Source organism: Paenibacillus sp. Negev47 (genome assembly GCF_058313655.1).
In genome coordinates this window covers 6,237,023-6,261,050 of the sequence record NZ_CM177754.1, presented here as the reverse complement: position 1 = coordinate 6,261,050, position 24,028 = coordinate 6,237,023, and the positions used below count along the sequence as shown (strand labels likewise).

Genomic DNA, 24,028 nt, shown 5'->3' with positions numbered 1-24,028 from the left:
GTGTGAAAAAAAGAATGGGGTCCATCCTGTTGTCATCGCTACTTACCATGTCTTTACTAGCGGGTTGTACAGGTGATAATGAACCAGGTACCGCAGAGCCAGCAGAAGGAACAGAACCTGCGGTTCAGGCGTTGACCGAGATTCCGCTACCGATTACAATTGAGCCATTTACCATCGACTACTGGCGCGCCAATGACGCCAAACTGACGGCTTCCTTGAACAATTTTGGCGATATGGCAGCTTACAAGGAAAAGGAGAAGCTGACAGGCATCCAAGTGAAGTTCACACACCCTCCGCTTGGACAACAGCGTGACCAGTTCAATCTGCTGATCTCCACGAAGGAGCTACCGGACGTCATTTATTATAACTGGGCGGATGCCGTTGGCGGACCGGAAAAAATGATCAAGGACGGTCGAATCATCCGGTTGAATGAATTGATCGACAGTTATGCACCGAACTTGAAGCGGATTATTGAATCCGATCCGGATGTGAAGAAGCAGATTGCACTAGACGATGGAACGATCTATATGTTCCCGCTGCTCAAGCTGGATGCACTGAAGCTGAATGCCACTTCCGGTTTAATTATGCGCCAGGATTGGCTTGATGCATTGAACCTTAAGGTACCTACCAACATCGATGAATGGTATACGGTACTCAAGGCATTCAAGGAACAGGACCCTAACGGCAATGGGAAGTCAGATGAGCTTCCTTTCACCGGAAACTGGGGGCCGGGCAACCTGACCAAGCTTCATGATTTTGCTGCGGCCTTTGGCGTCATTGGTGGCTTCCAGATGAATGGAGACAAGGTGGAATTCGGACCGATTCAGCCGGGCTACCGTGATTTCTTGGAGACCATGGCCAAGTGGTACAAGGAAGGGCTGATTGATCCCGAGATCATGACCAATGACGGCAAAGCGTTCGACTATAAGGTTACCAGCGATCTGGCCGGCGCATATCAGGGTGGTGTATTCAGTGGCATGGGGAAATACTTCAATCTGATGAGAGATACCGATCCGAACTTTAACGTAACCGGCGTACCGTGGCCCGTATCTCCGGATGGAACTTCTTATGCTACCTTCAATCTCGAGAATAAGGTACTAAGTTATGGTGAGGCCATTACGGCTTCCGCTGACGAAGACAAATTGAAATATATTGTACAGTGGATGGACTACAACTATAGCGAAGAGGGTAGTGATCTGTTCAACTTCGGTATTGAAAATGACAGCTATGTTCGTGAAGGGGAAGGTGTCAAATTCACAGATACCATCATTGATAATCCGAACGGTCTGACATATGACCAGGCACTGGCTTCCTATGCCTTATCCATTATGGACGGTCCAATCAATCAGGATAGCCGTTATCTGGATGCCTTACTATTTGACGACGGACAGCGTGCGGCGAATGCGGAATGGATGAAAGCAAGCTCAGCATTAACGCTTCCCCCAATTCGTTTGTCAACAGATGAGGTGACCACAAGTACGTCCATCATGAGTCAGGTGAATACGTATTTGAATGAGACAATGACTGCCATTATTAGCGGACAGAAGCCGATCACCGAATTTGACACCATGGCTGAAACGATCAAGAGCATGGACATTGACCGGGCGATTGAGGTTCATCAGGCTGCCTATGATCGATATCAGTCCAAATAATACGTAAGATATCGAGCGCTAAAACTTTGGGGAAACCTTCCTGTATGTGATATACCTAGTAGTATCACGTGGTTCAAAGGAGCGCTTTGGTCATGACAGCCTACCGCAAACTGAGCATCAAAATGAAAATGTTTCTGATGATTATGTTCATGATGGCGTTTATCATCATCCTGGCGTTTGGGTCCTTGTACTATACGTACTCGGTGTATGACAAACAGCTGTTTGATAAGTCGTCCCGACTTCTGAACCTTTCTTCGTCTACAGTGGATGTTGAACTCCAGAAGTTGGAAGCGTTATCATTGAACATGATCTCCGATACTCAAATTCAAAGAGCCTTGAAGTCGTTGTTGGATGACGATAGCGCATATTCAAGCTTTATTGAACGTAAGAAGATCACGGATCGGTTATGGGAGCATATTAGTGGGGCTGCACGTTATGTGCAGTCCGTTCATCTGATTGATTCCAGGGGAAGAGTGAATAAATATGGCGAGACGCTCACCGTATCCCAGGAAAAGTATGATCGGATGATTGCGGCTGCGGAGCAGGCCAATGGTGCAGTGAGATGGTTATACCCGGATGACGATGACCCGATGCTGGTTATGGTGCGTCAGGTACGAGCCTATGAACCGATGACTCTGGAACCGGTAGGTATACTGTTTCTGCGTATTAATATCGAGCGACTGGTTGAGGAGTATGCGGGCATTGACAGCAAGGACAGTGACATTATTTTAAAAGCAGGCAGTGAAGTTGTCTATCCATATCGCGAGCTTCCGGAAGCGGTGTCCACCGGACTGAATCCACTTCCAGGCAGTGGGGGATATGAGATTAAGAACTTGGATGGGAGGGAGATATTTCTTTCCCAGAAGAAATCCTCTTATACTGGCTGGATTTATTATAATATGGCCTCTTATGATGAAATTTTTGAACGTATTATATGGTTGAAAAATATACTGATTGTCGTCTATCTTATCGCAATTCTGGTCGTGCTTGCGCTTGGCATGGTCTTCGCACGCAGTCTGACGAGGCCGATCAGGCAGCTCATCAGTCAGATGAAGGAGGTTCAGTATGGGGATCTGGAGAACATAGACGCCAATCTGTCCATTCCAACACACCAGCACATGGATGAACTGGGATTGTTGCAGCGTACGTATCGACTGATGATTACACATATTAATACATTGATCAAAGAAAATTATGCAAGCCAGCTGGTCATTAAGGAAACGGAGTTCAAGGCACTGCAGGCACAGATCAATCCCCACTTTTTGTATAATGCGCTGGATTCGATCCATTGGCTCGCCAAAAAGAACAGACAGGAGCAAATCTCCAGTATGGTGCTGTCACTCGGATATTTGCTGCGTTCCTCCATCAGCTTCAAGCAAAATATCATTACCATCGCTGAAGAACTGGAGATCGTCAACCATTACATCACCATTCAAACCTACCGTTTCCGGCAGCGGCTGGACTTCCGTATGGATGTGCCCGCTCCCTATCTGGGGTGTGCCATTCCCAAGTTGACCCTACAGCCCCTGTTGGAAAATGCCATTCAATACGGATTGGAACCACAGGTAGGATCATGTCTGATTCGTGTGTATGCCGAGATGTCAGGTGGCAGGCTAGCCCTTATCGTTGAGGATCACGGTCCTGGCATGGAGTCCGAATATGTGGAACAAGTGCTTCGTGGAGAAGTGAAAACCAGAGGTACAGGTATTGGATTGCTGAATATCAGGGAGCGGGTGCGTCTGGCTTTTGGCGAAGAATATGATGTTATGCTGGAGAGTGAGCCGGGGCGTGGAACGAAAGTAACGGTACTGCTTCCACCACCATCACCAGGTAAGGAGGAGAAGATATGAGAAGATGGATGCGAATGATAGGCATGCTCTGTCTTATGCTGACTCTTCCTGGCTGCGTGAGTCAATTGGATCAAAGGCCAGGCATGATTGTGGAAGAAGAACCGATTACGCTGAGAATCGCTTGGTGGGGCGGGGAGTTCCGCAACAATGCAACGATAGCTGTTATCGACCTGTATGAGAAGTTGAACCCACATGTGAACATCGAATACGATTATAGCAGCTTCAACGAGTATTGGAGAAAACTTGCCCCGCATGCAGCAGGCAATGCGCTGCCAGACATTATCCAGATGGACATCTCCTATCTGTCCCAGTACAGCTCGCTGCAACTGTTGGAGGATATGACGCCGTACATGCAGAGCGGACTGATTGATACGACAGATATTGAGAAGGAACAGCTGGAGAGTGGTAGCCTGAATAGAAAAACCTACGGGCTCAGTTTGGGTGTTAACGCCATGCTCAGCATCTATGATCCGGAAGTGTTGAAGGCCAATGATATTGAATTGCCAACGGAGACGTGGACATGGGCGGACTTTGACCAGATGGGCGAGCAATTGCTCGGGAAAGACATCTATTTGGGAACTTACTTCACGCCGGAACAGTTTTTTGCGTATTACTTGAGACAGTATGGTTCCAAGCTATACGCCGAGGATGGCAAGGGATTGGGGTATGAAGATGATGGGCTGTTTATCGATTATTTTGGCAGGATGAAGCAGCTCGCGGAGAAGAAGCTTATTTTTGCACCGGATATCTGGACGTCAGACATTGGCAAACCCGACAATGACCCGTTCTATCTGGGAGAGGCTCTGTTTAGCTGGGGGTATTCCAATCAGTTTATCAGCACCGCTCAGCGTTATGGCAAGCCATTAACCATTTCCCCGATGCCTGGGCCAAACAGCCAGGATGGGTTGTTCTTGAAGCCAGGTATGTTTTTCTCCATGGCGGGCAATTCCAGACATAAGGAAGAGGCTGCCAAGTTCATCAGCTTTTTCGTGAATGATTTGGAGGCCAATCTGCTGCTCAAAGGGGAGCGGGGTGTGCCTGTCTCATCCAGTGTCAAAGAGCGAATGAAGCTGCTGGTAGAACCAGAACTGGCGCAGGTGTTTGACTATATTGATTGGGTTGCAGATAACAGCAGCCAGATGGACCCGCCTGATCCTGTGGGTGCAGCCGAGGTGACTGCGGTGCTACGTGAGTTGTATGATCTTCTGCTGTTTGGCAAAATCACGCCCGAGCAGGCAGCGAAGGAATTTCGTGAACGGGCGAACGCAATACTGGGTGGGAAGTTATAACGAGTAGTAAATAAAAGAACAACCTTCCCTCTAGTCACTAGAGGAAAGGTTGTTTTGTTGTTGTTGTAGCGACTTATTTTTTACAACTCATATGTTGAATTTTAACCGTTTAAGCCTCGCGCTTAACCAAACTGGGCTTGATGCAGTCTGCTGTACGAGCCTTTACGCGCGAGTAGTTCTTCATGGCTGCCTTGTTCAGCTACGCTACCGTTCTCTACCACCACGATGCGATCGGCGTGTCTGATCGTCGCCAGTCGATGGGCAATCACCAATGTCGTACGTCCTTGAGCCAGCTCGGATAACGCCAGTTGAATGGCAGCTTCCGTCTCGGTGTCGAGCGCGGAAGTGGCTTCATCCAGAATGAGAATGGGCGGGTTTTTCAGGATCATTCTTGCGATGGATAGACGCTGCTTCTGTCCGCCGGATAATTTCACGCCACGTTCACCGATCATGGTGTCCAGTCCATCTGGCTGGGATTGTACCAGCTCTTCCAGTTGGGCCCGGCGAATGGCTTGCCAGATTTCCTCATCGGAAGCATTCAGTTTCCCGTATGCAATATTTTCGCGAATCGTTCCGTCAAACAGGAAAATATCCTGCTGCACAATCCCGATATGGGAGCGCAGGGATTCCAGCGTCATGTCCTTCACCGGAATTCCATCAATGGAGATATGCCCCGCGTCCACATCGTAGAAACGTGGGATCAGACTGCATAGTGTCGTTTTACCCCCGCCCGAAGGTCCAACCAGAGCAACCGTCTGGCCTGCCTGAATATCCAGATTGACCTGAGACAGCGTAGGTTTGTGTTCTCCATAAGAAAAGGTAACGTTATGGAAGGCGATATCGCCTTTTACATCCGGAATCGGTTTCGCCTGAGGTGTATCTTCTACATCCGGCACAGCTTCAAGCAGCTCTAGGTAACGTCTGAATCCGGCGATGCCTTTGGGATACGTCTCGATGACGGAATTAATCTTCTCGATTGGTCCGAGGAATACATTGGACAGCATCACAAAAGCAATGAACTCCCCGTAAGTCATACTTCCTTGAATGACAAACCAGGTTCCGCACACTAGTACAAACAGTGACACGAATTTCATCAGAATGAAGCTAAGTGAAGAGTTCCAGGCCATAATGCGGTAGGTGATCAGTTTGGTGAGTCTGAAACGTTCGTTGTTCTCGACGAAACGTCCAACTTCATGCTTTTCATTGGCAAAAGCTTGTACCACACGGATGCCGCTCACATTGTTCTCGACCCGTGCATTATAATCGGCGATATCTGCAAACATGCGCTTGAACGCCTTGGACATTTTGCGACTGAAATACAGCGACAGGTAGATCATCAGCGGCACGATGATGAACGTCATCACAGCGAGCTGCCAGTTGATCCCCAGCATAATTCCGAAAGCTCCGGCGAGTGTCATGAGGGCAATGAACAGGTCCTCGGGACCGTGATGCGCAATCTCACCAATATCCATCAGATCGTTGGTCATGCGGGAGACCAGATGCCCGGTCTTATTATTGTCGAAGAAGCGGAAGGACTGCTTCTGAACACGTGTGAATAGTTCACGCCGCATATCGGATTCGATATTAATGCCGAGCTTATGGCCCCAATAGGTGACTGCATAATGGAAAAAGGAACTAAGCAGGTAGATGCCGAGCAACCCGACACACGCCGCTAAGATCATGGACCAATTGCCTGCCGGCAGCAGTTGGTCGACCACACGGTTAACGGCGAGTGGAAAGGCCAGCTCCAGCAGAGCAGCGGCGATGGCACAGGAGAAGTCCAATATAAAGAGCCTTTTGTAAGGACGATAATAAGACATAAAACGGCGAAGCATATGTAAGTCCTCCTTGATATGACACAAATGTCCGAACAGACTGATTAGCCTGTCCGGACACCTGTATTCATCCTTATGTTATTTGCGGTTTTGCTCGGCACGTTCTACGATCATATCGGCGAATTCTTCAGCCTGACCTTGAATGGCAATCGGGTCGAAGTACCAGTAACGGTCTTCCAATAATTCATACACCTGATTGTTTTTTACTGCAGGCAGGGATTGCCAGATGGCATCACCTTGGTAATTTTTATTGTTCTCCCCAACGGTCAAGAAGATATGATCCCCTGCATAATCACCAACAACTTCGCGCGAAATTTCTTTCCATTGGGTATCGCCCATCAGCTCTTTTTTGGTGATTTCGAGTGGAGCAAGTTCCAAAGCGCGGTAGACCGCTTGTCCTCCTCGACCAAAGTTGTCTCCATACCCGTAATAACTCTTGTCGGATACTTCAAGGATAGAGAAGGTTTCCTCCGGTTTGATGACTGTTTTCACCTTGGCACGAGCGGCTTCAATTCGTTCATCGTATGTTTTCAGCCAAGCTTCGGCTGCTTCGGATTTGTTCATCAGCTCACCGAATCCCCGGATTTCTTCATGCACATTGGTGAATGTACCATAAGGGATGACCACGGTCGGTGCGATTTTTTTATAACTTTCGATCTCTTCGGCTTGATCAGAGTAGGTAATGATCAGATCCGGGTTCAAGGCAACAACCTTCTCCAGGGATACCGCCGCCCGATCACCGATACTCTCTATGCCCGCCACCTGATCTGCATAGAACGGGTTTTCCAAATAATATTGAACAGCCCCAACGGGTTTCACACCCAGTGCGAGCAGATCACTTACGTACATATCCGTGACGATCCGTTTCGGTTCAGCCGGAATTTCAACATCCCCGCTTAGTGACTTGTAGATCCGTGTAGCATTCGAATTATCCGAACCGGACGACGTGTCTGTGTTCGTCTCGGAAGAGCCGGTTGTCGTTTCTGTTCCCGCTGCCGATGTTTGTTCAGTGGCAGTTGAGCCTGTACCGCTGCTACAAGCAGCCAGAATCATAATAATGGCGAGTATAAGCAGCAAGCCGGAAAAGCGTTTTTTTGCAGCAAACATATCCTTGTTCCCCCTGTGTATAATCAATAATGATTATTATTCTCATTAATAACATAGAGGAAGATGTGATATTTGTACATGGACAACTATGATCACTACAGCATGGACAATTATGATGTCAGGTGACGCATGATAAGCTGCAACTGCTCCATGACGGACAGGGGATCGAATCCATAGAACATGTCGGCATCAATCTCGTATACACGTCCTTCACGAACGGCGGAGAGGGTGCCCCATGATTCCTGATTCAGCAGGCTATCCAGCATTTCTCGTTCGGTGCGTTCCTCAGGATAGGCAACAAACATGTGATCTGCTGCATATAAGTGAATCTCGGACAACGGAACATGAACGTACCCCGTGAGTAACTGTCCATCCTGCTCCATACGTGAGGGTGGAGTGAAGCCGAGCGATTGATACAGCACATGAGAAGCTCTGCCCCAGCCATGACCGTAGATATAAGCCCCGTCCTCTCCAATCATAAACATGCAAACGGCAGAACCACGTGTTCCTTCCATCCGTTGGTCCAACATATGATTGGCTTCTTGCTCAAGTTGATGATATCGATCTAACAACGCTTGTGCATTGGACTCCAGCCCCGTAATTCGGCCGAGATGGAGAAGCTGCTGCTGCCAATCGAGCTCCTCAAAGGGCATCAGGATAGTCGGTGCGATCAGACGCAGGTCATCGGAAGCGGGATGCGGTGCATAACCGACAATGACATCAGGATGAGCATTGGTAATCAGATCGGTCTGCTTAACCAGCTCATATTCGGAATGCTGTTCAAAATGTTCAGGACCATGTTCGCCCAATTTTTCTTCCATCCAGCTGGCTACGGCGCCCATGTGAGGCGTATGGCCCAGTGCCAGTAGAGAAGCGGTGTAGTTATAAGTTAGAGATACGATCTTTTTGGGCATTTTCCGATAGTGTGTTGGTGCAGAGCCAACCATCTGTTTGAATTTGCGGCTCAGATAGAAGGTGTCCCTGTAGCCTGTCAGTTGTGCAATTTCCTGTAGCGTAGGGTTCGCGAACAACAGATGCTCCTGAGCCATCCTGATTCTGAGACGGGTCACATATTCAACAAACGTAAGACCAGTATGTTTTTTGAACTCTCTTGAAAAATGCTCGGGACTCACATTCGCATCGCGTGCCAATTGTTCGCGAGTCAGCGGATGTGTATACATCTGATGGATATGTCTGAGCACAGCATCGAGCCACGAGTGATCTTCATGAGCAGAATGAGCTACATGATCCCGCAAAATATCCAGTAATTCATAGAAAAGCATATGTGGCCTGAAGGGGCTCGAATCATGGCCTGTCGAACTTGCTTGTATCAGCTCTACTGTCCTGTCGGTGAGCGTCCGGCTCGCAATGGGGGCTGGTATCCCGAAAGGCCAGAACAGCTGTTCATTTTCAGTGGAATCAAAAGCAATAGCAATGCCCTGTATTGGCGACAGAGAGCCGCGGTTGTTCTCGTGCTGAAGCAGTTTTCCGGCTTGACGGACGACTGCAGAGCCCGCATTTAATGTCAATTTACCCTCTGCACTGATCAGTATGGCCTGGCCAGCAGTAATGACGTATAGTACATGATGTGTGCTCCACAATTCATCTGTACGGGAGAACGCCTCGCGGTCGTGAAGTTGAACCAGATGGCTCAGCTTGAACAGGGCATCAGGGATGGACTGAATTTTCTGCAAGGGAACTGGGCGCGACAGCGATTTTTTAGGGTAAGTTGGTTTGGATGTATGCATTAGATAACCGTCTCCTTACATAGGTAGCAAGGGCATCATTCGTCTTATGCCCTTCGTATACTGGCGTAATTCTCGAATCTGAACTATTATGCAGTATATACTATAAACGAAGTGACGGGGATGGACAGATTGAGCAATTTATATTTTTCTGTGGAAAATGGATAAAGTGGTTGAAATCGCTATCAACACCGACTATAATGAAAATGTCGAAACGTTTCAATCTGACGTTTGCTACCAGTTTCATTGTGTTAGGCGATAACTGTTCATAGGGCGCCAGATTGAAAGACGCGTCATAACCATCATTACTGGTATAGATTGGAATGAGGTACATTTAACAGTGGTACCCTAAGGATGGAGACAAGGATTTTTTTTGAAAATACCTCGAAACGTTTCGATTGATAGCTATACCATTGTTATGTAAAATGATTAATGAACGATTGTTTAGGATGTAGTGGTTGTTAAGACCATGTACCGTATAAAATGTAGATAACCTTAGAATTTGTTTTAGTTTAGAAGGAGCGAACGTGGAATGGCAACGATTAAGGATGTGGCAAAGCTCGCAGGTGTAGCACTCTCGACTGCTTCCTATGCGCTGAGCGGGGATAGCAAGGTTAGTGCCAAGACCAAGGCTAAAGTGCTTGAGGCAGCACGAGAACTGAATTACCGCAAGAACGGCTTTGCCATGGACCTGAAACGGAGCCGTACGAACACCATCGCTTTGATTCTGACGGATCTGTCAGGTCCGTACTACTCGGAGTTGATCCGTAGTGTACAGGATGTAGCACTTGCAAACGGGTATGATCTGATTGCTTGCAGTTCCATGGGTGGACGGGATTCAACGGCAGTACGATTTTTGCGTGAAAAAAGAGTAGATGGAGCCATCATCCTGGCGCATAACATTCATGATGATATTCTGGTGGAGTCTGCTGGTCATCGTTTTCCGATCATTGTGATGGATCGTCAGCTGTCGAGTGACCATCTGGTCAACGTGCTGGTGGATGGAGAGCAGGGCGGTTACCTTGCTACCCGCCACCTGATTCAGGCAGGACATCAAAAGATTGCTTATATCAGCGGTCCATCCAACTCGTATGACAATGCGATGCGTTACCAAGGGTATCTGCGGGCGATGCGGGAGGCGGGACTGGAGGAAAAGTCCAAATGGCGTCTGAACGGCAACTTTGTGCGTGAGGGCGGATACAGTGCGACCAAGATGATGATCATGCAGGGCGAACTTCCCTCAGCGGTATTTTACGGTAACGATGAGATGGCGATTGGCGGCCTGAAGGCATTGGAAGAGCGTGGTGTATCAGTGCCGAATGACATTTCCGTGATCGGTTTTGACGATATCCAGTTGTCCGAATATGTGAGTCCACCGCTGACGACGATACGCCAACCGAAGCATGAAGCAGGGGCGCTTGCAGGACATCTGTTATTCCAGATGCTCAACGGAGAAGCGGTGGATCCATCGTATACGTTAACGATTAATATGATCGAGCGCAGCTCTGTACGTTCGGTTTAGAACGGGTCTGGAAGCGAAGAATTTCCTGCATGCTGAAGTGAAAGTTTAATGATGGGGTTATCGTCCGGACGGGCTGTAAAAGGCCGGTTTGAAGAGGCCCCTATTCTTTTTCAAATGTATCGAAACGTTTCGATTTTAACTAATTCAAGGAGTGAACCTTATGACAACGATGATTAATGAACCGATCCGGTTGAGTGCCGGAGAGTTATCTTTTACCTTTTTGAACAGTGGAGACCTGTACCAGGCCACATCCGGCACAACCATGCTGAATCAGTTGCTCAGCAACCAGATTGATGGATCTTTGAACAACCTGTACCTGCGTGTGCATGAGGGAGAGAAAATTAGCTCGTTCCCGCTGCTGGGTGTACGTTCGAATAGCAAGGTAATTACAAGCAAGGCACAATCCAGCAACCAGTTGATCTGGGAGGGTACAGTCCAGCTGGAAGGTAATGAACAAGGCATTGGCTACCAGGTCGTATTTACGGCTACACCGCAAGGTGTCTGGTTCTGGGATGTGAAGCTCACAGGACAACAAGATAACGTAGACGTGGTGTACGGACAGGATGTAGGACTTGCTGATCCGGGTGCGGTACGCAGCAATGAAGCTTATCTGTCACAATACATCGACCACACGGTATTTGAAGATGAAGCCAAAGGTTATGTCGTTTGTTCCCGTCAAAACCAGCCTCAGGGCGGTGCATTTCCATATATGCAACAAGGTTCCCTGACCAAAGCAGTCGGTTACTCCACAGACGGATTCCAATTCTTCGGTCTGTCGTACAAGGAAACGAATCAACCAGAGAGCTTGAATCGCCCAATGTTGGCAAATGAGACATATCAGTATGAATTTGCCTACACGGCGCTGCAATCTGAACTGCTGAATCTGAATGGGGAAGCTCAGGTAGTCTTCTATGGACTGGCGAAGCCTAATCATGCCGAAGGAATCTCTGCACTGGAATTCGGGGATGAAGTTACTGCAGCATGGAATGAAGTACAGGCTCTGACTGTGGAGAAAGGTGACATGTTGGAACAGGTGAAACTGTCCTCCTTCCTGGGAGAACCGCTGGTTACACTCGATCTGACGCAAGATGAGATTCATGATCTGTTCCCTGATCGTCATCAGGAAGAGCACAGCGGTGAGGAACTGTTATCCTTCTTCACAGGCAGCTATGAACATATCGTTCTGAAAGCGAAAGAATTGCTTGTGGAGCGTCCGCACGGTCACATTCTGATGAGTGGTGGCAACGTGCAACTTGGAGCACCGGTTATTACGACAACGTCGTATATGTACGGTATTTTCAACTCACAGCTCGTTATTGGTAACACCAATTTTAATAAAATGATCAGTAATGCTCGCAATGCATTGAACGTGCCGAAGACGGCGGGACAACGCATTTATGTGGAAATGGACGGACAATATTGTCTGCTGACGATGCCTTCCCTGTTCGAGATTGGCTTCAACTATGTACGTTGGATCTACAAAACCGAATCCGATACGATCATCGTGACGAACTATACAGGGGCACATACGACGGAAGTAAGCATGAACGTGCGTTCCACAAGTGGCACGGCATACCGTTACCTGGTAACAAACCAGATTACAATGAATGTGAATGAATACGAATATCCGCTGCATATGACGCAGGATAGCGATACTTTGATCTTCAAGGCTGATCCACAAGCGATTAGTGCAGGAACGTATCCGGATCTGCAATACCGCATGTCGGTGAATGGTGCAACTGTAAATGTAGGTGACGAAACGCTGCTGGCAAGTGGTATCCGCAGTGGAGCTGCATCTCTGGTCACGCTTAGTCTGGAAGCGAGTTCTGAATGGACGCTGAAGGTACAAGGGGTATTGGAAGGCCAAGTGGATAGCGGAGTGGTAGCAGGCTCGAGCCTGACCTTTGAAGAGGAAGTACAGGCATACCGCGAGTTCTTCGCAGGTGTGATGAACGGTTTCCGTTTGTCTCGTGGAGAAGGTCAGCGTGCAGAAGATCTGTTCAAAGTAAATGCGCTGGCTTGGTGGTATACCCACAATATGCTGGTTCACTACTCCGTGCCTCACGGTTTGGAGCAGTACGGCGGTGCAGCTTGGGGTACGCGGGATGTGTGCCAAGGTCCGGTAGAGTACTTTATGGCTACGCAAAAATATGAGCAAGTTCGCGATATCATCAAAATGGTCTATACTCACCAATACGAAGATGATGGCAACTGGCCGCAATGGTTCATGTTTGATAAATACTTTGCGATTCAACAGGAAGAAAGTCATGGCGATATCATCGTATGGCCGTTGAAAGTATTGGCGGACTACCTGACAGCGACTCGCGACTATGCGATCCTGGATGAGAAAGTACCTTATACCGTCAAGCATAGCTTCGGGTTCACGGAAGAGACGGCAACTGTACTGGATCATGCGAAAAAAGAGATCGAGTATATCCGTTCACACTTCCTGCACGATACGTTCCTGTCTTCCTACGGAGACGGTGACTGGGATGATACGCTCCAGCCAGCCAATGCACAGCTCAAGCAGTACATGGTGAGCAGTTGGACTGTAGCATTGACGTATCAGTCCGTGAACGTGCTCTCGCAAGCGTTGAAATATAAGGATGCAGACTTTGCACAGGAGCTGGACGTGCTGGCTCAAGGCATCCGTGAGGACTTTAACCGTTACATGCTGGGCACAGATGTGATTCCAGGCTTTGTATACATGGAAGAAGCCGACCAAGCGAAGCTGATGCTTCATCCAACAGACACGGAGACAGGCATTCAATATCGTCTGCTGCCAATGACGCGCAGCATGATCGGTGAATTGCTGAATGCGGAGCAAGCAGAGTCGCATTACGCATTGATCCGTGAACAGTTCCTGTGCCCGGATGGCGTGCGTCTGATGAATCGTCCGGCTCAATATGCTGGCGGAGTAAGCACACACTTCAAACGTGCAGAGCAAGCGTCCAACTTCGGTCGGGAAATTGGTTTGCAATATGTACACGCCCATATCCGTTACGTGGAAGCGATGGCGAAGCTCGGCAAGACAGATCAGGTGTGGAATGGTCTCGCGATGATCAACCCGGTTGGCATCGGCGAGGTTGTACCTAACGCGGAGATTCGCCAGGCGAACTCGTACTTCAGCAGTTCAGACGGCAAGTTCAATACGCGTTACGAGGCACAGGAACATTTTGACCAGCTTCGTAAAGGTACTGTACAAGTGAAGGGTGGATGGAGAATCTACTCCAGCGGCCCTGGAATCTACATGAACCAGTTGATTTCCAATGCGCTTGGCATTCGTCAAGAGGGCGGCGATCTGGTCATTGACCCGGTATTGCCAGCTGAACTGGATGGTATGCAATTCGAATTCGAGTATGCGGGTGAGCCGGTGACGTTCATCTATCACTTGAATGAAGGTGCTGTGAGCCGTGTAGCGGTAAACGGCAAGGACATTCGTACCGAGCGTACAGCGAACCGTTACCGTCTGGGCGGGGTTAGTATTTCACTTGATGAATTCAGACAGGCACGCAGTGCAACTGAACGTGCAATTGTTGATATTTATATGTAATCTCGTAGCATGAATGTTTACCAAGGTCATCCTCCTTTAATCAAGGCGGGATGGCCTTTTTGGCATATGCTCATGATCGATCACCGCAGTGGAACTGCCAGTAATGTATGTAACAGCTCATTATGCCGCACATGCTTCGTTACGTATCCCTGTTGCTCCAACCAGCCGCATAGCTCACCCAGCAGAGGGAAGTGACGCTCGCGCAAGGCGCGCAGTTGTTCTTCATGTCCTGTGGTTTCGGCCTGCTGAATGTAGAAATTACGGTGAGCAGCATCGATAAACATCAGATCGGTTAGGCCGATTCGTCCGCGTACGGTTAATACCCGTTGCATCTCTTGTAATGCCAGTAGTTGCTGGTCTGGACTCAGATGATGAAAGGCGAAACTGGACACAACAAAGTCAAAGGACTGATCCGCAAACGGCAAGGCCAGAAAATTTCCAAGCTTCACATGCATCTCAGGATGTTTGGTACGACATCTGCGAAGCATCTCCCGAGACTGATCGATTGCGGTCATGTCTGCGCCGTACTGTAGCAATTTCCCAGCCAGATTCCCCGTGCCTGTGCCTATATCAAGTCCCTTCTCACCAAGGGCGGGCGAGATCCAGTGAGCCGTTTGTGCGAGCCCCTCATTATAGTTGTGATACAGATAAAAATAAGGCTGTATCCCAACATTGGAATCGCTCGGCGCGGAAGTATCTGTATCTTGGTATGAATGTGTAACTCCATGCTCATGGCTTGCAGGCGAGGCGTTGTCCGAACGTTGCCTGTCCTCTGAATGGGGTTGTCCAGTACTGACTCTGCCTGCCGTCTGCACTCGCTGATCATGGATGGCTGCCTGCGTATCATAATTCCACCGATCATGCCAGTTCTGCCGTGCTTCTCGCAGGCGACGCGCACTGTCCGCGAGATCGTGCAGATGGCTGACATCCAGCGGTCCGTCCTGACGATTCAGGTCAATCATGCGCTGGGTTGTGTCCATCATACGTTTCAACTCGATCCATTGGGCATACATGACGGCCTGTTGCAGCTCCAGGTATTCTTCCAGCCGCTGCTGGTTTCCTTGATCGATCTCTCCAAGCGCGTGTGTAATATCCTGTAGTGACATGCCAATCTCACGGAGAGCCGCAATGGTCTGAAGCCGCCAGATATCATTCTCGGTATAGGTGCGATACCCGTTACTGGACTGTTTGGATGGTAGAATTAACCCTTTTTCCTCATAAAAGCGAATGGCTCTCGCCGATATACCGAGCCTGCTTGCTGCCTCTTTGATATTCATCATGCATCCCCTCCTTATCGAACCAGTATAAACCATGACGTTACGGCAAGGTTAAGCGTTTATTTCATTTTGCGAAAAGGTTCAATAACGGGTGGAATTTTAGTCAAAGCTGAGGCTATGCTACAATATATAGAACAAAAAAAGATTAAATAGTGAAGTAAACGAACAATGTCTTCCTATTCCTAAGTTTCTTAACTCTCCCGACGTTGTACCGTACAGCGTTGTCGACTATAGCACGAAAGGTTGAATCATTATGCTTACCAGCCATACATTTACGATTCGTCCATCTGAGATTAAAGATGCAGCCCAGCTAATGGAGTTGGACACCCTGGTATGGGATAAACACACCTCACCTGCACCGATGCAGTGGCGCTCCAGACAGCAATATCTGCAGCATTGTCCGCCAGGCAGCCAGTTGATTGCGGTGCAGGGAGAGCGGGTATGTGGTTATGTGGGCTTTAATCCAGCCACAGGTATGCCGGTCAATCGTCATGTCTACGAGATTCATATTGCAGTTCACCCTCATGATCGGCGTTGTGGTATTGCTACAGCTTTGATGGATGCCATCAAGCAGCATGCGGCCCAACAAGGCGTTCGCAAGCTCAGGCTGCGCGTGCTCTCCAGCAATCCGGGAGCGATTACGTTTTATACACAGTGTGGATTTGTGACAGAAGGCAGGTTGGTATCCGAATTTTATATCGGTGGCAAGTATGTGGATGATATTCTTATGGGTTATTTTATCCAGACCAAATAAAAACGTAGCTGAGGGGGAGGAACAACGATGGATATGGGACTTCGGGGTAAAAAAGCACTGGTGCTGGCTTCCAGTCGCGGGCTGGGCAAAGCGGTTGCCGCTCAATTGGCAGCAGAAGGTGCTGACGTCATGCTCGCCAGCCGAAGCGAAGAAAAGCTCGCAGCAGTGAAGCAGGAGCTTCTGGCGCTTGGCGGTGGCGGGCGTGTGGAATATTGTGCAACCGATGTGACACGCAAGGAAGATATTGAGGCGCTTATTCACAAGACGGCAGAACTGTTCGGGCAGATTGATATTCTGGTGAACAATTCGGGTGGTCCACCATCGGGTTCATTTGAGTCACTGACTGATGAAGATTGGGAACGTGCATTTGAATTAAATGTACTCAGTTATGTAAGGCTGATTCGCGGTGCTTTTCCTTATATGAAAGAAAGCGGAGGACACATTGTGAATATCGCTTCAACTTCGGTGAAGCAGCCGATTCCGGGTCTGGTGCTGTCCAACACGTTCCGTACTGGCGTTTTCGGATTGGCGAAGACCTTGTCTCAGGAGCTGGCTCCATACGGTATTTTAATCAATACAGTGGCACCAGGAAGAATTGCAACAGACCGCATTCGTGAGCTGGATGCAGCACGGGCAGAGCAGAACGGAGTAAGTGAGGAAGAGGTCTCTGAGCAGTTCCGCAAGGAGATTCCACTAGGACGTTACGGTCAACCGGAGGAGTTTGCCAAAGCGGTGGTATTCCTGTTATCCGGAGCCAATACGTACATCACGGGAACCTCCCTGATCGTGGATGGTGGTATGGTCCGGGCACTATAAAAGTCATTGATACAATAAAATACCCTCTGTCACCACATGCCGTGGAGATAGAGGGTATTCCTGTTATTCCGATATGTTGGGAGAGATCACTCCTGATTTATTATGTAGGCGAATTAGCGTAAAAGTTCCCATTCATGCTGCAGCATGCCGTACACTGCATGGTTCACGTATCCCTTAGGCAATTTCTCTGCCTGACGAATGACACCTTCGAGAACAAATCCGAGTCTTTCAGGGATGGCGCGACTCCGTTTGTTGTTCGTTGCCGAGCGAATCTCGACGCGATTCAGATCCAGGGTCACCAGTGCATAGTCAACCAGAACACGACAAGCGCTTGTCATCAGGCCCTGACCTTCGAAGCCTTTTCCAAGCCAGTATCCGATGCTTACCGAGCGGTTGGTCCAGTTAATCTCTTGGAACCCGATGACGCCGGCAAGATCCCCTTTTAACCATACTCCGGCAGTGAAACCGCCGTTCTCAGCGCCTTGTTTTAACGCATTGGTAATAAAGTTCGAGGTATGTTCCACTTCTGTCACATGATCCACCCACGGCAACCAATGTCTCAGTTGATCCCGCGAACGATCCGTGAGTTCGAACAGTGGTTTGGTATGTTCCATGGCCAGTGGCCGGAGTTCGGTATATTCATCCAATGAATAGGTAAACATGAATGCAACCTTCTTTCTTTATAAATTAGTGGATTAACGGGAAGTCTTGGGCAACTTCTGCTCCAGTGCAAACAGGTCTTCTTCCATTGAGGCCATACGTTGATTGACCGTTGTACGTGCGTCACGGAGTGCCTGATTATATATGTAGGGAGCGAGCTGTGTCATGAACAGGTCGAGGACTCCCCAGGCCGCCAGATCACCCAGTTCTTCGCCACGTTCCTCTTCGAAATACGACTGGATGGTGCGAATGGCTTCATCCTGCTGTTCTTTGGTCAGTTTAAGCGTGTTCAATGGGAAACCCTCCCTTTAATTTGATTTTAGAGGTTGTTCAAAAAGTCCGCTTTTGATTACGACTCATGCCTAGCGGCATGATCAGCATCGAATATGAAATTCAGCCGAAATGTCCGTTGCTCACGTAGTTTTCCCTACCCTCCGCTACTCCATTTCTAGCTACATTCCATCTTCTCGGTACTGAAAATCCAACTTTTTGAACACGCACTTTTACTATCATGCTACATGATTCGAGCGAACCCGTCAAAATGGTTTTGGGCCTATTTATGCACGGCTGATCCTGACTTTGGGCCGTTCTTTATTGAACTCCTCCCCCGTTAAAGGTATATTTAAATGAAACGCGTACGAAACTTTCCAAGAAAACAGTTTTTTTTCAGGAAATGAATTCGTTATAAAGGAATTATAGCCGGAATTGCTGCAATTCCCGAAAGCTCCAATCAATTCATGAAAGGTTTGATACCTGTGGACAATCGTACAACCCCACCTAACTTTATCAAAAATATTATTACCGAAGATCTCCGGTCAGGGAAAGTCCAGGAAGTTATTACACGTTTTCCTCCGGAACCGAACGGTTATCTGCATATCGGCCATGCCAAGGCGATCTGGATTAACTTTACACTGGGCGGCGAATTTGGCGGCAAAACGAATCTGCGCTTTGATGACACGAACCCGGTCAAGGAAGACGTCGAGTACGTTCAATCAATCCAGGAAGACGTAAAATGGCTCGGATACGAGTGGAACGAGAAACGTTTTGCCTCGGATTATTTTGATGAGATGTACAAACGTGCTGTCTTGTTGATTGAAAATGGAAAAGCCTACATCGACGACCAAAGCGCCGACGAAATCCGTGAAATGCGCGGAACGCTGACGGAGCCGGGCAAGAACAGCCCGTACCGTGATCGTTCGGTGGAAGAGAATCTCGACCTGTTCACACGTATGCGTGCAGGCGAATTCAAGAACGGGGAGAAAGTGCTGCGTGCCAAGATCGATATGTCTGCACCGAATATCAACCTGCGCGATCCGGTTATTTACCGGATTTCACATGCACATCACCATAACACGGGCGACAAATGGTGCATCTATCCGATGTACGCCTTCGCTCACCCGCTCGAAGATGCAATTGAAGGTGTAACGCATTCCCTCTGTTCCCTGGAGTTTGAGGATCAACGCCCGTTCTACGATTGGGTTATCGCTGAATGTGAGATGGAGAGCCAACCACGTCAATACGAATTTGGCCGCCTGAATCTGTCCCAGATGGTGACAAGCAAGCGGAAGTTGAAACTTCTCGTGGATGAAGGTCATGTCGATGGATGGGATGATCCGCGTATGCCGACAATTTCGGGTCTGCGCCGCCGGGGATATACACCGGAAGCCATTCGTGATTTCGTATTTGAGACAGGCATTTCGAAGAGCCAAGGGGTTATCGACCTGCAAACGCTGGAGCACTTTGTACGTGAAGACTTGAAACTGAAGGCTCCGCGCACGATGGCTGTCCTGCACCCGCTCAAAGTGGTCATTACGAACTATCCTGAAGGACAAGTGGAATGGCTTGAAGCAGAGAACAATGTGGAGAACCCGGAGATGGGCAATCGCCAAATTCCGTTCTCCCGTGAGATTTACATTGAACAAGACGATTTCATGGAGAATCCGCCGAACAAATATTTCCGTTTGTTCCCTGGCAACGAAGTTCGTCTGAAACATGCATACTTCATCAAATGTAACGATGTGATCAAGGATGCAGAAGGCAATGTAACCGAGATTCATTGTACCTATGATGTAGAGACGAAGAGCGGCAGTGGCTTCACAGGCCGTAAAGTGAAAGGTACGATCCACTGGGTAGAAGCGACTCAAGCGGTACCTGCTGAGTTCCGTCTATATGAACCTTTGATCTTGGATGAAGCGCCGGAAGCAGAGGTGGAAGTGGCAGTAGCCGGGGCTGAAACTGAGGTTGGGGAAGAGCAACCGGAGAAAACGTTCCTGGATCAATTGAACCCGAACTCCCTTGAGATTGTGAATGGGTATGTGGAACAAGAGATGAAGGAAGCGAATGCTCAGGATAAATTCCAATTCTTCCGTCACGGTTACTTCAGCGTAGATCCGAAGCATTCTGAGCCAGGTCGTCCGGTATTTAACCGGGTCGTATCTCTGAAAAGCTCGTTCCAACTGCCGAAGGCATAAGGCCGATGGATGAACTTAAGGTCTGTTCATCAGAGTGCTGGTAAGCAGCCAAGTTATAAGTTAAAGGAAGGGCATCCTTCGTCATGATCATGGCGAAGGATGCCCTTTTGTTTTTCTGGATATAGTCAGGTTCAATCTATTATGCAGAATAACGTGGCTGAGATTCATTATCTTTAGAATTTCGTGAAATTATTGCAAATAAGGCGTCTAAGGTTCTTTAGGAGCAACAAACCTTAGACGCCTTTCTATTTACTACACCTATTCTTAATCTTTTGTTTCGGTTTTTTGTACGCTGATGTTACACCCTAACGTAGAGGACAGAAATAACCTGAAGAAGCGGAGCGTTCGCCTTTATCTCCGGATTTTACCCTTTAAAAAGGGAATCAAGAAAATCCGGAGATAACAGCGATCAGAAGGTTGTTCTGGCATCGGAGTGCGCCAGTGTAACTTTAATCGTTCGAATAGCCTGCAACAAATGATTATCTGTCCTCATCCATATTGCCCATCTCCGTCAACACAACTGGCTGATAGCCGTTACGTCGATTCGACAACCACATGATGCCGAATCCGACCGCGCCGATGAGCGAGAAGAATACGCCGATGCTATACATGATTTCCGCACCGAAGCTCTGGAACAACCAGCCACCGAACAGACCGGCAATTACGCCGGAGAGACCGCCCCAGGCCATCGTGTAGACAGCTTGACCGGAGGAACGGTAAGGCCTTGGGATAAACAGCATGGTCAGTTGAGTACCCACATAGAAGTATCCACCGAACGTAATGGAGTGCATCAGCTGAATGAATACAATCTCCAGCGGATTGTTAGCCAGTGCCATGAGCTGCCAGCGAAGTGCAAACAGCACACTGATGAGGATAAGGGATGCCAGGAGTATGCTCATTTTGCGTTTGAGTAAGCGGTCCAGCAGCAGAAATACACCGACTTCGAGAATGGAAGAGGTGAAGATGGCCCAACCGACCATCTGTTTGTCACCACCCATCTCTACGATATATAGCGACATAAATGTGCTGTTCATCGCATTGGGCACCGACACGAGTACACCCAGGCCGATAAATGTCATAAAATACGGATTGAACATGACTTTGCCAAACCGCCGAAAAGTAACCACGGGCGTATCCGAAGCGATAGGCTGTCTGGGCAGAAATACGGATAATACAAAGGCGATAACAATCATGCACGCAAATATAATGGATACACTGCCGATGCCAAAACGGTCAATAACCGGTCCGGCAGCGACGGCAGTCAGTGCCCAACCGAGTGAACCCCAGAGCCGGAATGCCCCGAATTTTTGGGTCGTACCATCGATATATCCGAGAATTAGACTGTTCGTTTGAGCGAATAATGGACTTTGAAAAAAATAAAAGAAGATCATGGCTACATAGATCCATGTATAACTGGGCGCATAGAACACACCCTGGGCGAGCACAAATGTGCCTCCCATCATAATCATCAGAATGATGCGAATATTGCGAGATTTATCGCTCCAGAAGCCCCAGAACGGGTTGGCGAACAAAGATACAAAGGGGCCAATCGCCATCAGACTACCAATCTCCAGTTTGGTCATGCCAATCTCTTGCAGGTAGAGCTGCAGGAATCCGGCAAAGATTGAGATGGCTCCATATATGAAAAAGTTATATAGTTTCAGAGAAACCAATGAGGGATTGCCTCTCGAAGGTACAGGTCTGTCCAATTAAGCCATTCCTTTCAAATGCATATTGTTCAATGTATCATTTGTTGAAAGGGGATTCAATGCATAGCGAACGTTTTCAAATTGATGCAACCAAACACACATCGTGATCGGAGGGAGGATAACAACATGAACACGAGGGAATTCACAGGCATCATATTGGCAGGAGGGTTATCCAGCCGCATGGGGGCCAACAAGGCCATGCTGGAACTGAACGGTTCTGTTGTACTGCAACATGTGACGAAGGCCATGAGACCCGCCGTATCGCGTATCATCGTAGCTGCCGGACCCAACATGGCAACTTACGGTGAAATGGGATACGAATGCGTTCAGGATCGCTATCCGGGGAAAGGACCACTCGCAGGTCTCCACGCAGCACTGGAAGCTTCCGATACAGAATGGAATCTGGTCTGCGCTTGCGATATGCCGCTCCTGCAAACGTCCTTTTTGGATGGCATAAAAAAGCTGGCCGAGTCGAATGACTCTTATTCTGCAATCGTTCCGCGCGTGGATGGACGTGTCCATCCGCTTGCAGGTGCTTATCACAAGCGAGTGCTCCCTGATCTGGAGCAGCGCCTGATGCAGGGGCATCTTCGAGTCATGCAATGGCTTGAAGAGATTGGTTGCCGCTATGTCGAAGCGGAAGAACTTGAGAGAGCAGGCGTTCATCAACTAGCAATGCAAATGAGTAATATGAACACGCCGGAAGCATACGAGCGTATTCGCAATCAGGATTCTGGACTCGATTCAGATCTGTAGGATACCGGATCGCCTGATGCGTCTGCATGATGATTGCGGTATTGCAGCGGACTTTGGCCTGTCCAGCGCTTGAATTGTCTGCTGAAGTGAGACAGATGGGTATATCCGAGTTTCCACGCAATTTCCCCGAGCGACAGCTCTGGCTGTTCGATCAGCACTTTGGCTTCCTGCAACTTCAGGCTGGACAGGTAGGCCCGGGGTGATCGCCCGTACACCTTGCGAAAGACCTGCAAACCATATCCCGGGCTGATGCCAAACGAGGATATAATCTGCTCGACTTTGACCGTGGATACACTGTCTTCCTTGGTTCGAAGCTGGGCATGGAATGCCTGCTTGATGGCTTCCGCAATAGCTCCCGCATAATGCATGGCTGTTGGGGCTGGTGTGTGTGAAGCAGCAACGGAATTGGCGGACTCCGGTTCATTGTCAGCGGCTTGGGACAACAGGGCGAACAGTTCAAACATGCGTGCCTGCATGATCATTTTATCGGTGGACGTGTAGGCTTCAGATACGTTAATCATGCCCATCCAGCTCTCCAGCACAACACGCATCTTCCTATTATCGGCTGTACCTGCAGCGTAGATTCGGCTATGCTGTGATATCAACTTCAGGGTGAAGACAGGATCATCCACATTAAAATGAGCACTGAAATAAGTCATGCCGTCCGTGGATACACATTGATTCGTATGTTTGAACCCGGGCGGAATGAGGAGAATGGAACCTTCCTCCACGGTATAGGTATAACCATGAATCACACTTTTCTGGGTGCCTTCAATAATCAACATGATCTCAAATCCCGGATGTGATTCCTCTGGCATTGCCCATCCATATGGAACTTCTTGGCTGTGCGCACCATAGAATTTGATGTTACAGTCGATAATAGGCAGCCAGTGGGCCAGTGTATGGTGAGGCATTTCTCGGAGCTGTGATCGGATATCCATAACATTCACCTCGGAAAAGGGTAAAAACAACTCGCCTTGTACAATCGGCACCCGTAGTATACTTCATTATAATCAGTTTAACGCGAGCATG

The 24,028-nt window shown here is 48.6% G+C and carries 17 protein-coding genes; 9 read left to right on the top strand and 8 right to left on the bottom strand.

Annotation, left to right across the window (positions count from 1 at the left end; translation table 11 throughout):
* Nucleotides 1–2: 2 nt before the first annotated feature.
* The 3 genes from AC4G47_RS28105 (at nt 3) to AC4G47_RS28095 (ending at nt 4,791) form a co-directional block, all read left to right on the top strand.
* Complete coding sequence (locus AC4G47_RS28105; protein ID WP_491103802.1) at nt 3–1,652, top strand: type 2 periplasmic-binding domain-containing protein; 1,650 nt, start codon at nt 3–5, stop codon at nt 1,650–1,652.
* A 92-nt stretch (nt 1,653–1,744) separates the two neighbouring features.
* Nucleotides 1,745–3,502 (top strand): sensor histidine kinase, encoded by a 1,758-nt coding sequence (locus AC4G47_RS28100; RefSeq protein ID WP_491103801.1) that lies wholly within the window; start codon nt 1,745–1,747, stop codon nt 3,500–3,502.
* The gene (locus AC4G47_RS28095) at nt 3,499–4,791 is read left to right on the top strand and encodes an ABC transporter substrate-binding protein (protein ID WP_491103800.1); all 1,293 of its coding nucleotides are present in this window, start codon (nt 3,499–3,501) and stop codon (nt 4,789–4,791) included. The genes AC4G47_RS28100 and AC4G47_RS28095 overlap by 4 nt, the downstream gene beginning before the upstream one ends.
* Nucleotides 4,792–4,913: 122 nt before the next feature.
* Here AC4G47_RS28095 and AC4G47_RS28090 read toward each other — a convergent pair whose 3' ends face one another.
* The 3 genes from AC4G47_RS28090 to AC4G47_RS28080 all read right to left on the bottom strand — a co-directional run bounded on the left by AC4G47_RS28090 (nt 4,914) and on the right by AC4G47_RS28080 (nt 9,481).
* Entirely contained in the window at nt 4,914–6,626 is a 1,713-nt protein-coding gene (locus AC4G47_RS28090) for an ABC transporter ATP-binding protein (RefSeq protein ID WP_491103798.1), read from the bottom strand.
* 78 nt (nt 6,627–6,704) lie between these two features.
* Complete coding sequence (locus AC4G47_RS28085; RefSeq protein ID WP_491103796.1) at nt 6,705–7,733, bottom strand: ABC transporter substrate-binding protein; 1,029 nt, start codon at nt 7,731–7,733, stop codon at nt 6,705–6,707.
* Between the two features lie 110 nt (nt 7,734–7,843).
* Complete coding sequence (locus AC4G47_RS28080; protein WP_491103795.1) at nt 7,844–9,481, bottom strand: ABC transporter substrate-binding protein; 1,638 nt, start codon at nt 9,479–9,481, stop codon at nt 7,844–7,846.
* A gap of 529 nt (nt 9,482–10,010) precedes the next feature.
* On the opposite strand from AC4G47_RS28080, the gene AC4G47_RS28075 reads away from it, so the two are divergent.
* Together AC4G47_RS28075 and AC4G47_RS28070 are read left to right on the top strand one after the other, a co-directional pair.
* Entirely contained in the window at nt 10,011–11,000 is a 990-nt protein-coding gene (locus AC4G47_RS28075) for a LacI family DNA-binding transcriptional regulator (protein ID WP_458124378.1), read from the top strand.
* 160 nt (nt 11,001–11,160) lie between these two features.
* Nucleotides 11,161–14,553, top strand: a complete 3,393-nt coding sequence (locus AC4G47_RS28070) for a GH36-type glycosyl hydrolase domain-containing protein (protein ID WP_491103794.1) — start codon at nt 11,161–11,163, stop codon at nt 14,551–14,553.
* Nucleotides 14,554–14,633: 80 nt separating this feature from the next.
* On the opposite strand, the gene AC4G47_RS28065 is transcribed toward AC4G47_RS28070, so the two are convergent.
* Nucleotides 14,634–15,833, bottom strand: a complete 1,200-nt coding sequence (locus tag AC4G47_RS28065) for a methyltransferase domain-containing protein (protein WP_491103792.1) — start codon at nt 15,831–15,833, stop codon at nt 14,634–14,636.
* 250 nt (nt 15,834–16,083) lie between these two features.
* Here AC4G47_RS28065 and AC4G47_RS28060 point away from each other — a divergent pair, with 250 nt between their 5' ends.
* Both AC4G47_RS28060 and AC4G47_RS28055 read left to right on the top strand, forming a co-directional pair.
* Nucleotides 16,084–16,584 (top strand): GNAT family N-acetyltransferase, encoded by a 501-nt coding sequence (locus AC4G47_RS28060; RefSeq protein WP_145324527.1) that lies wholly within the window; start codon nt 16,084–16,086, stop codon nt 16,582–16,584.
* Between the two features lie 27 nt (nt 16,585–16,611).
* On the top strand, nt 16,612–17,400 hold the full coding sequence (locus AC4G47_RS28055) for an SDR family oxidoreductase (protein ID WP_491103791.1): 789 nt from the start codon (nt 16,612–16,614) through the stop codon (nt 17,398–17,400).
* A 113-nt stretch (nt 17,401–17,513) separates the two neighbouring features.
* Here AC4G47_RS28055 and AC4G47_RS28050 read toward each other — a convergent pair whose 3' ends face one another.
* Complete coding sequence (locus tag AC4G47_RS28050; RefSeq protein ID WP_145324523.1) at nt 17,514–18,062, bottom strand: GNAT family N-acetyltransferase; 549 nt, start codon at nt 18,060–18,062, stop codon at nt 17,514–17,516.
* A gap of 33 nt (nt 18,063–18,095) precedes the next feature.
* Complete coding sequence (locus AC4G47_RS28045; RefSeq protein WP_133386130.1) at nt 18,096–18,353, bottom strand: DUF2164 domain-containing protein; 258 nt, start codon at nt 18,351–18,353, stop codon at nt 18,096–18,098.
* A gap of 444 nt (nt 18,354–18,797) precedes the next feature.
* Between AC4G47_RS28045 and AC4G47_RS28040 the strand changes: the two genes are divergently transcribed.
* A complete protein-coding gene (locus AC4G47_RS28040) occupies nt 18,798–20,531 on the top strand; it encodes a glutamine--tRNA ligase/YqeY domain fusion protein (protein WP_491103789.1) in 1,734 nt (577 codons plus the stop codon).
* Nucleotides 20,532–21,010: 479 nt separating this feature from the next.
* Here the strand turns inward: AC4G47_RS28040 and AC4G47_RS28035 are convergent, their stop codons facing one another.
* A complete protein-coding gene (locus AC4G47_RS28035; RefSeq protein WP_145324519.1) occupies nt 21,011–22,204 on the bottom strand; it encodes an MFS transporter in 1,194 nt (397 codons plus the stop codon).
* Between the two features lie 162 nt (nt 22,205–22,366).
* Here AC4G47_RS28035 and mobA point away from each other — a divergent pair, with 162 nt between their 5' ends.
* Nucleotides 22,367–22,996: a molybdenum cofactor guanylyltransferase gene (gene mobA, locus AC4G47_RS28030; protein ID WP_491103788.1), complete on the top strand. Its 630-nt coding sequence runs from the start codon at nt 22,367–22,369 to the stop codon at nt 22,994–22,996.
* Here the strand turns inward: mobA and AC4G47_RS28025 are convergent.
* Entirely contained in the window at nt 22,966–23,937 is a 972-nt protein-coding gene (locus tag AC4G47_RS28025) for an AraC family transcriptional regulator (RefSeq protein ID WP_491103786.1), read from the bottom strand. The two genes, mobA and AC4G47_RS28025, sit on opposite strands and share 31 nt — an antisense overlap.
* Nucleotides 23,938–24,028: the final 91 nt, after the last annotated feature.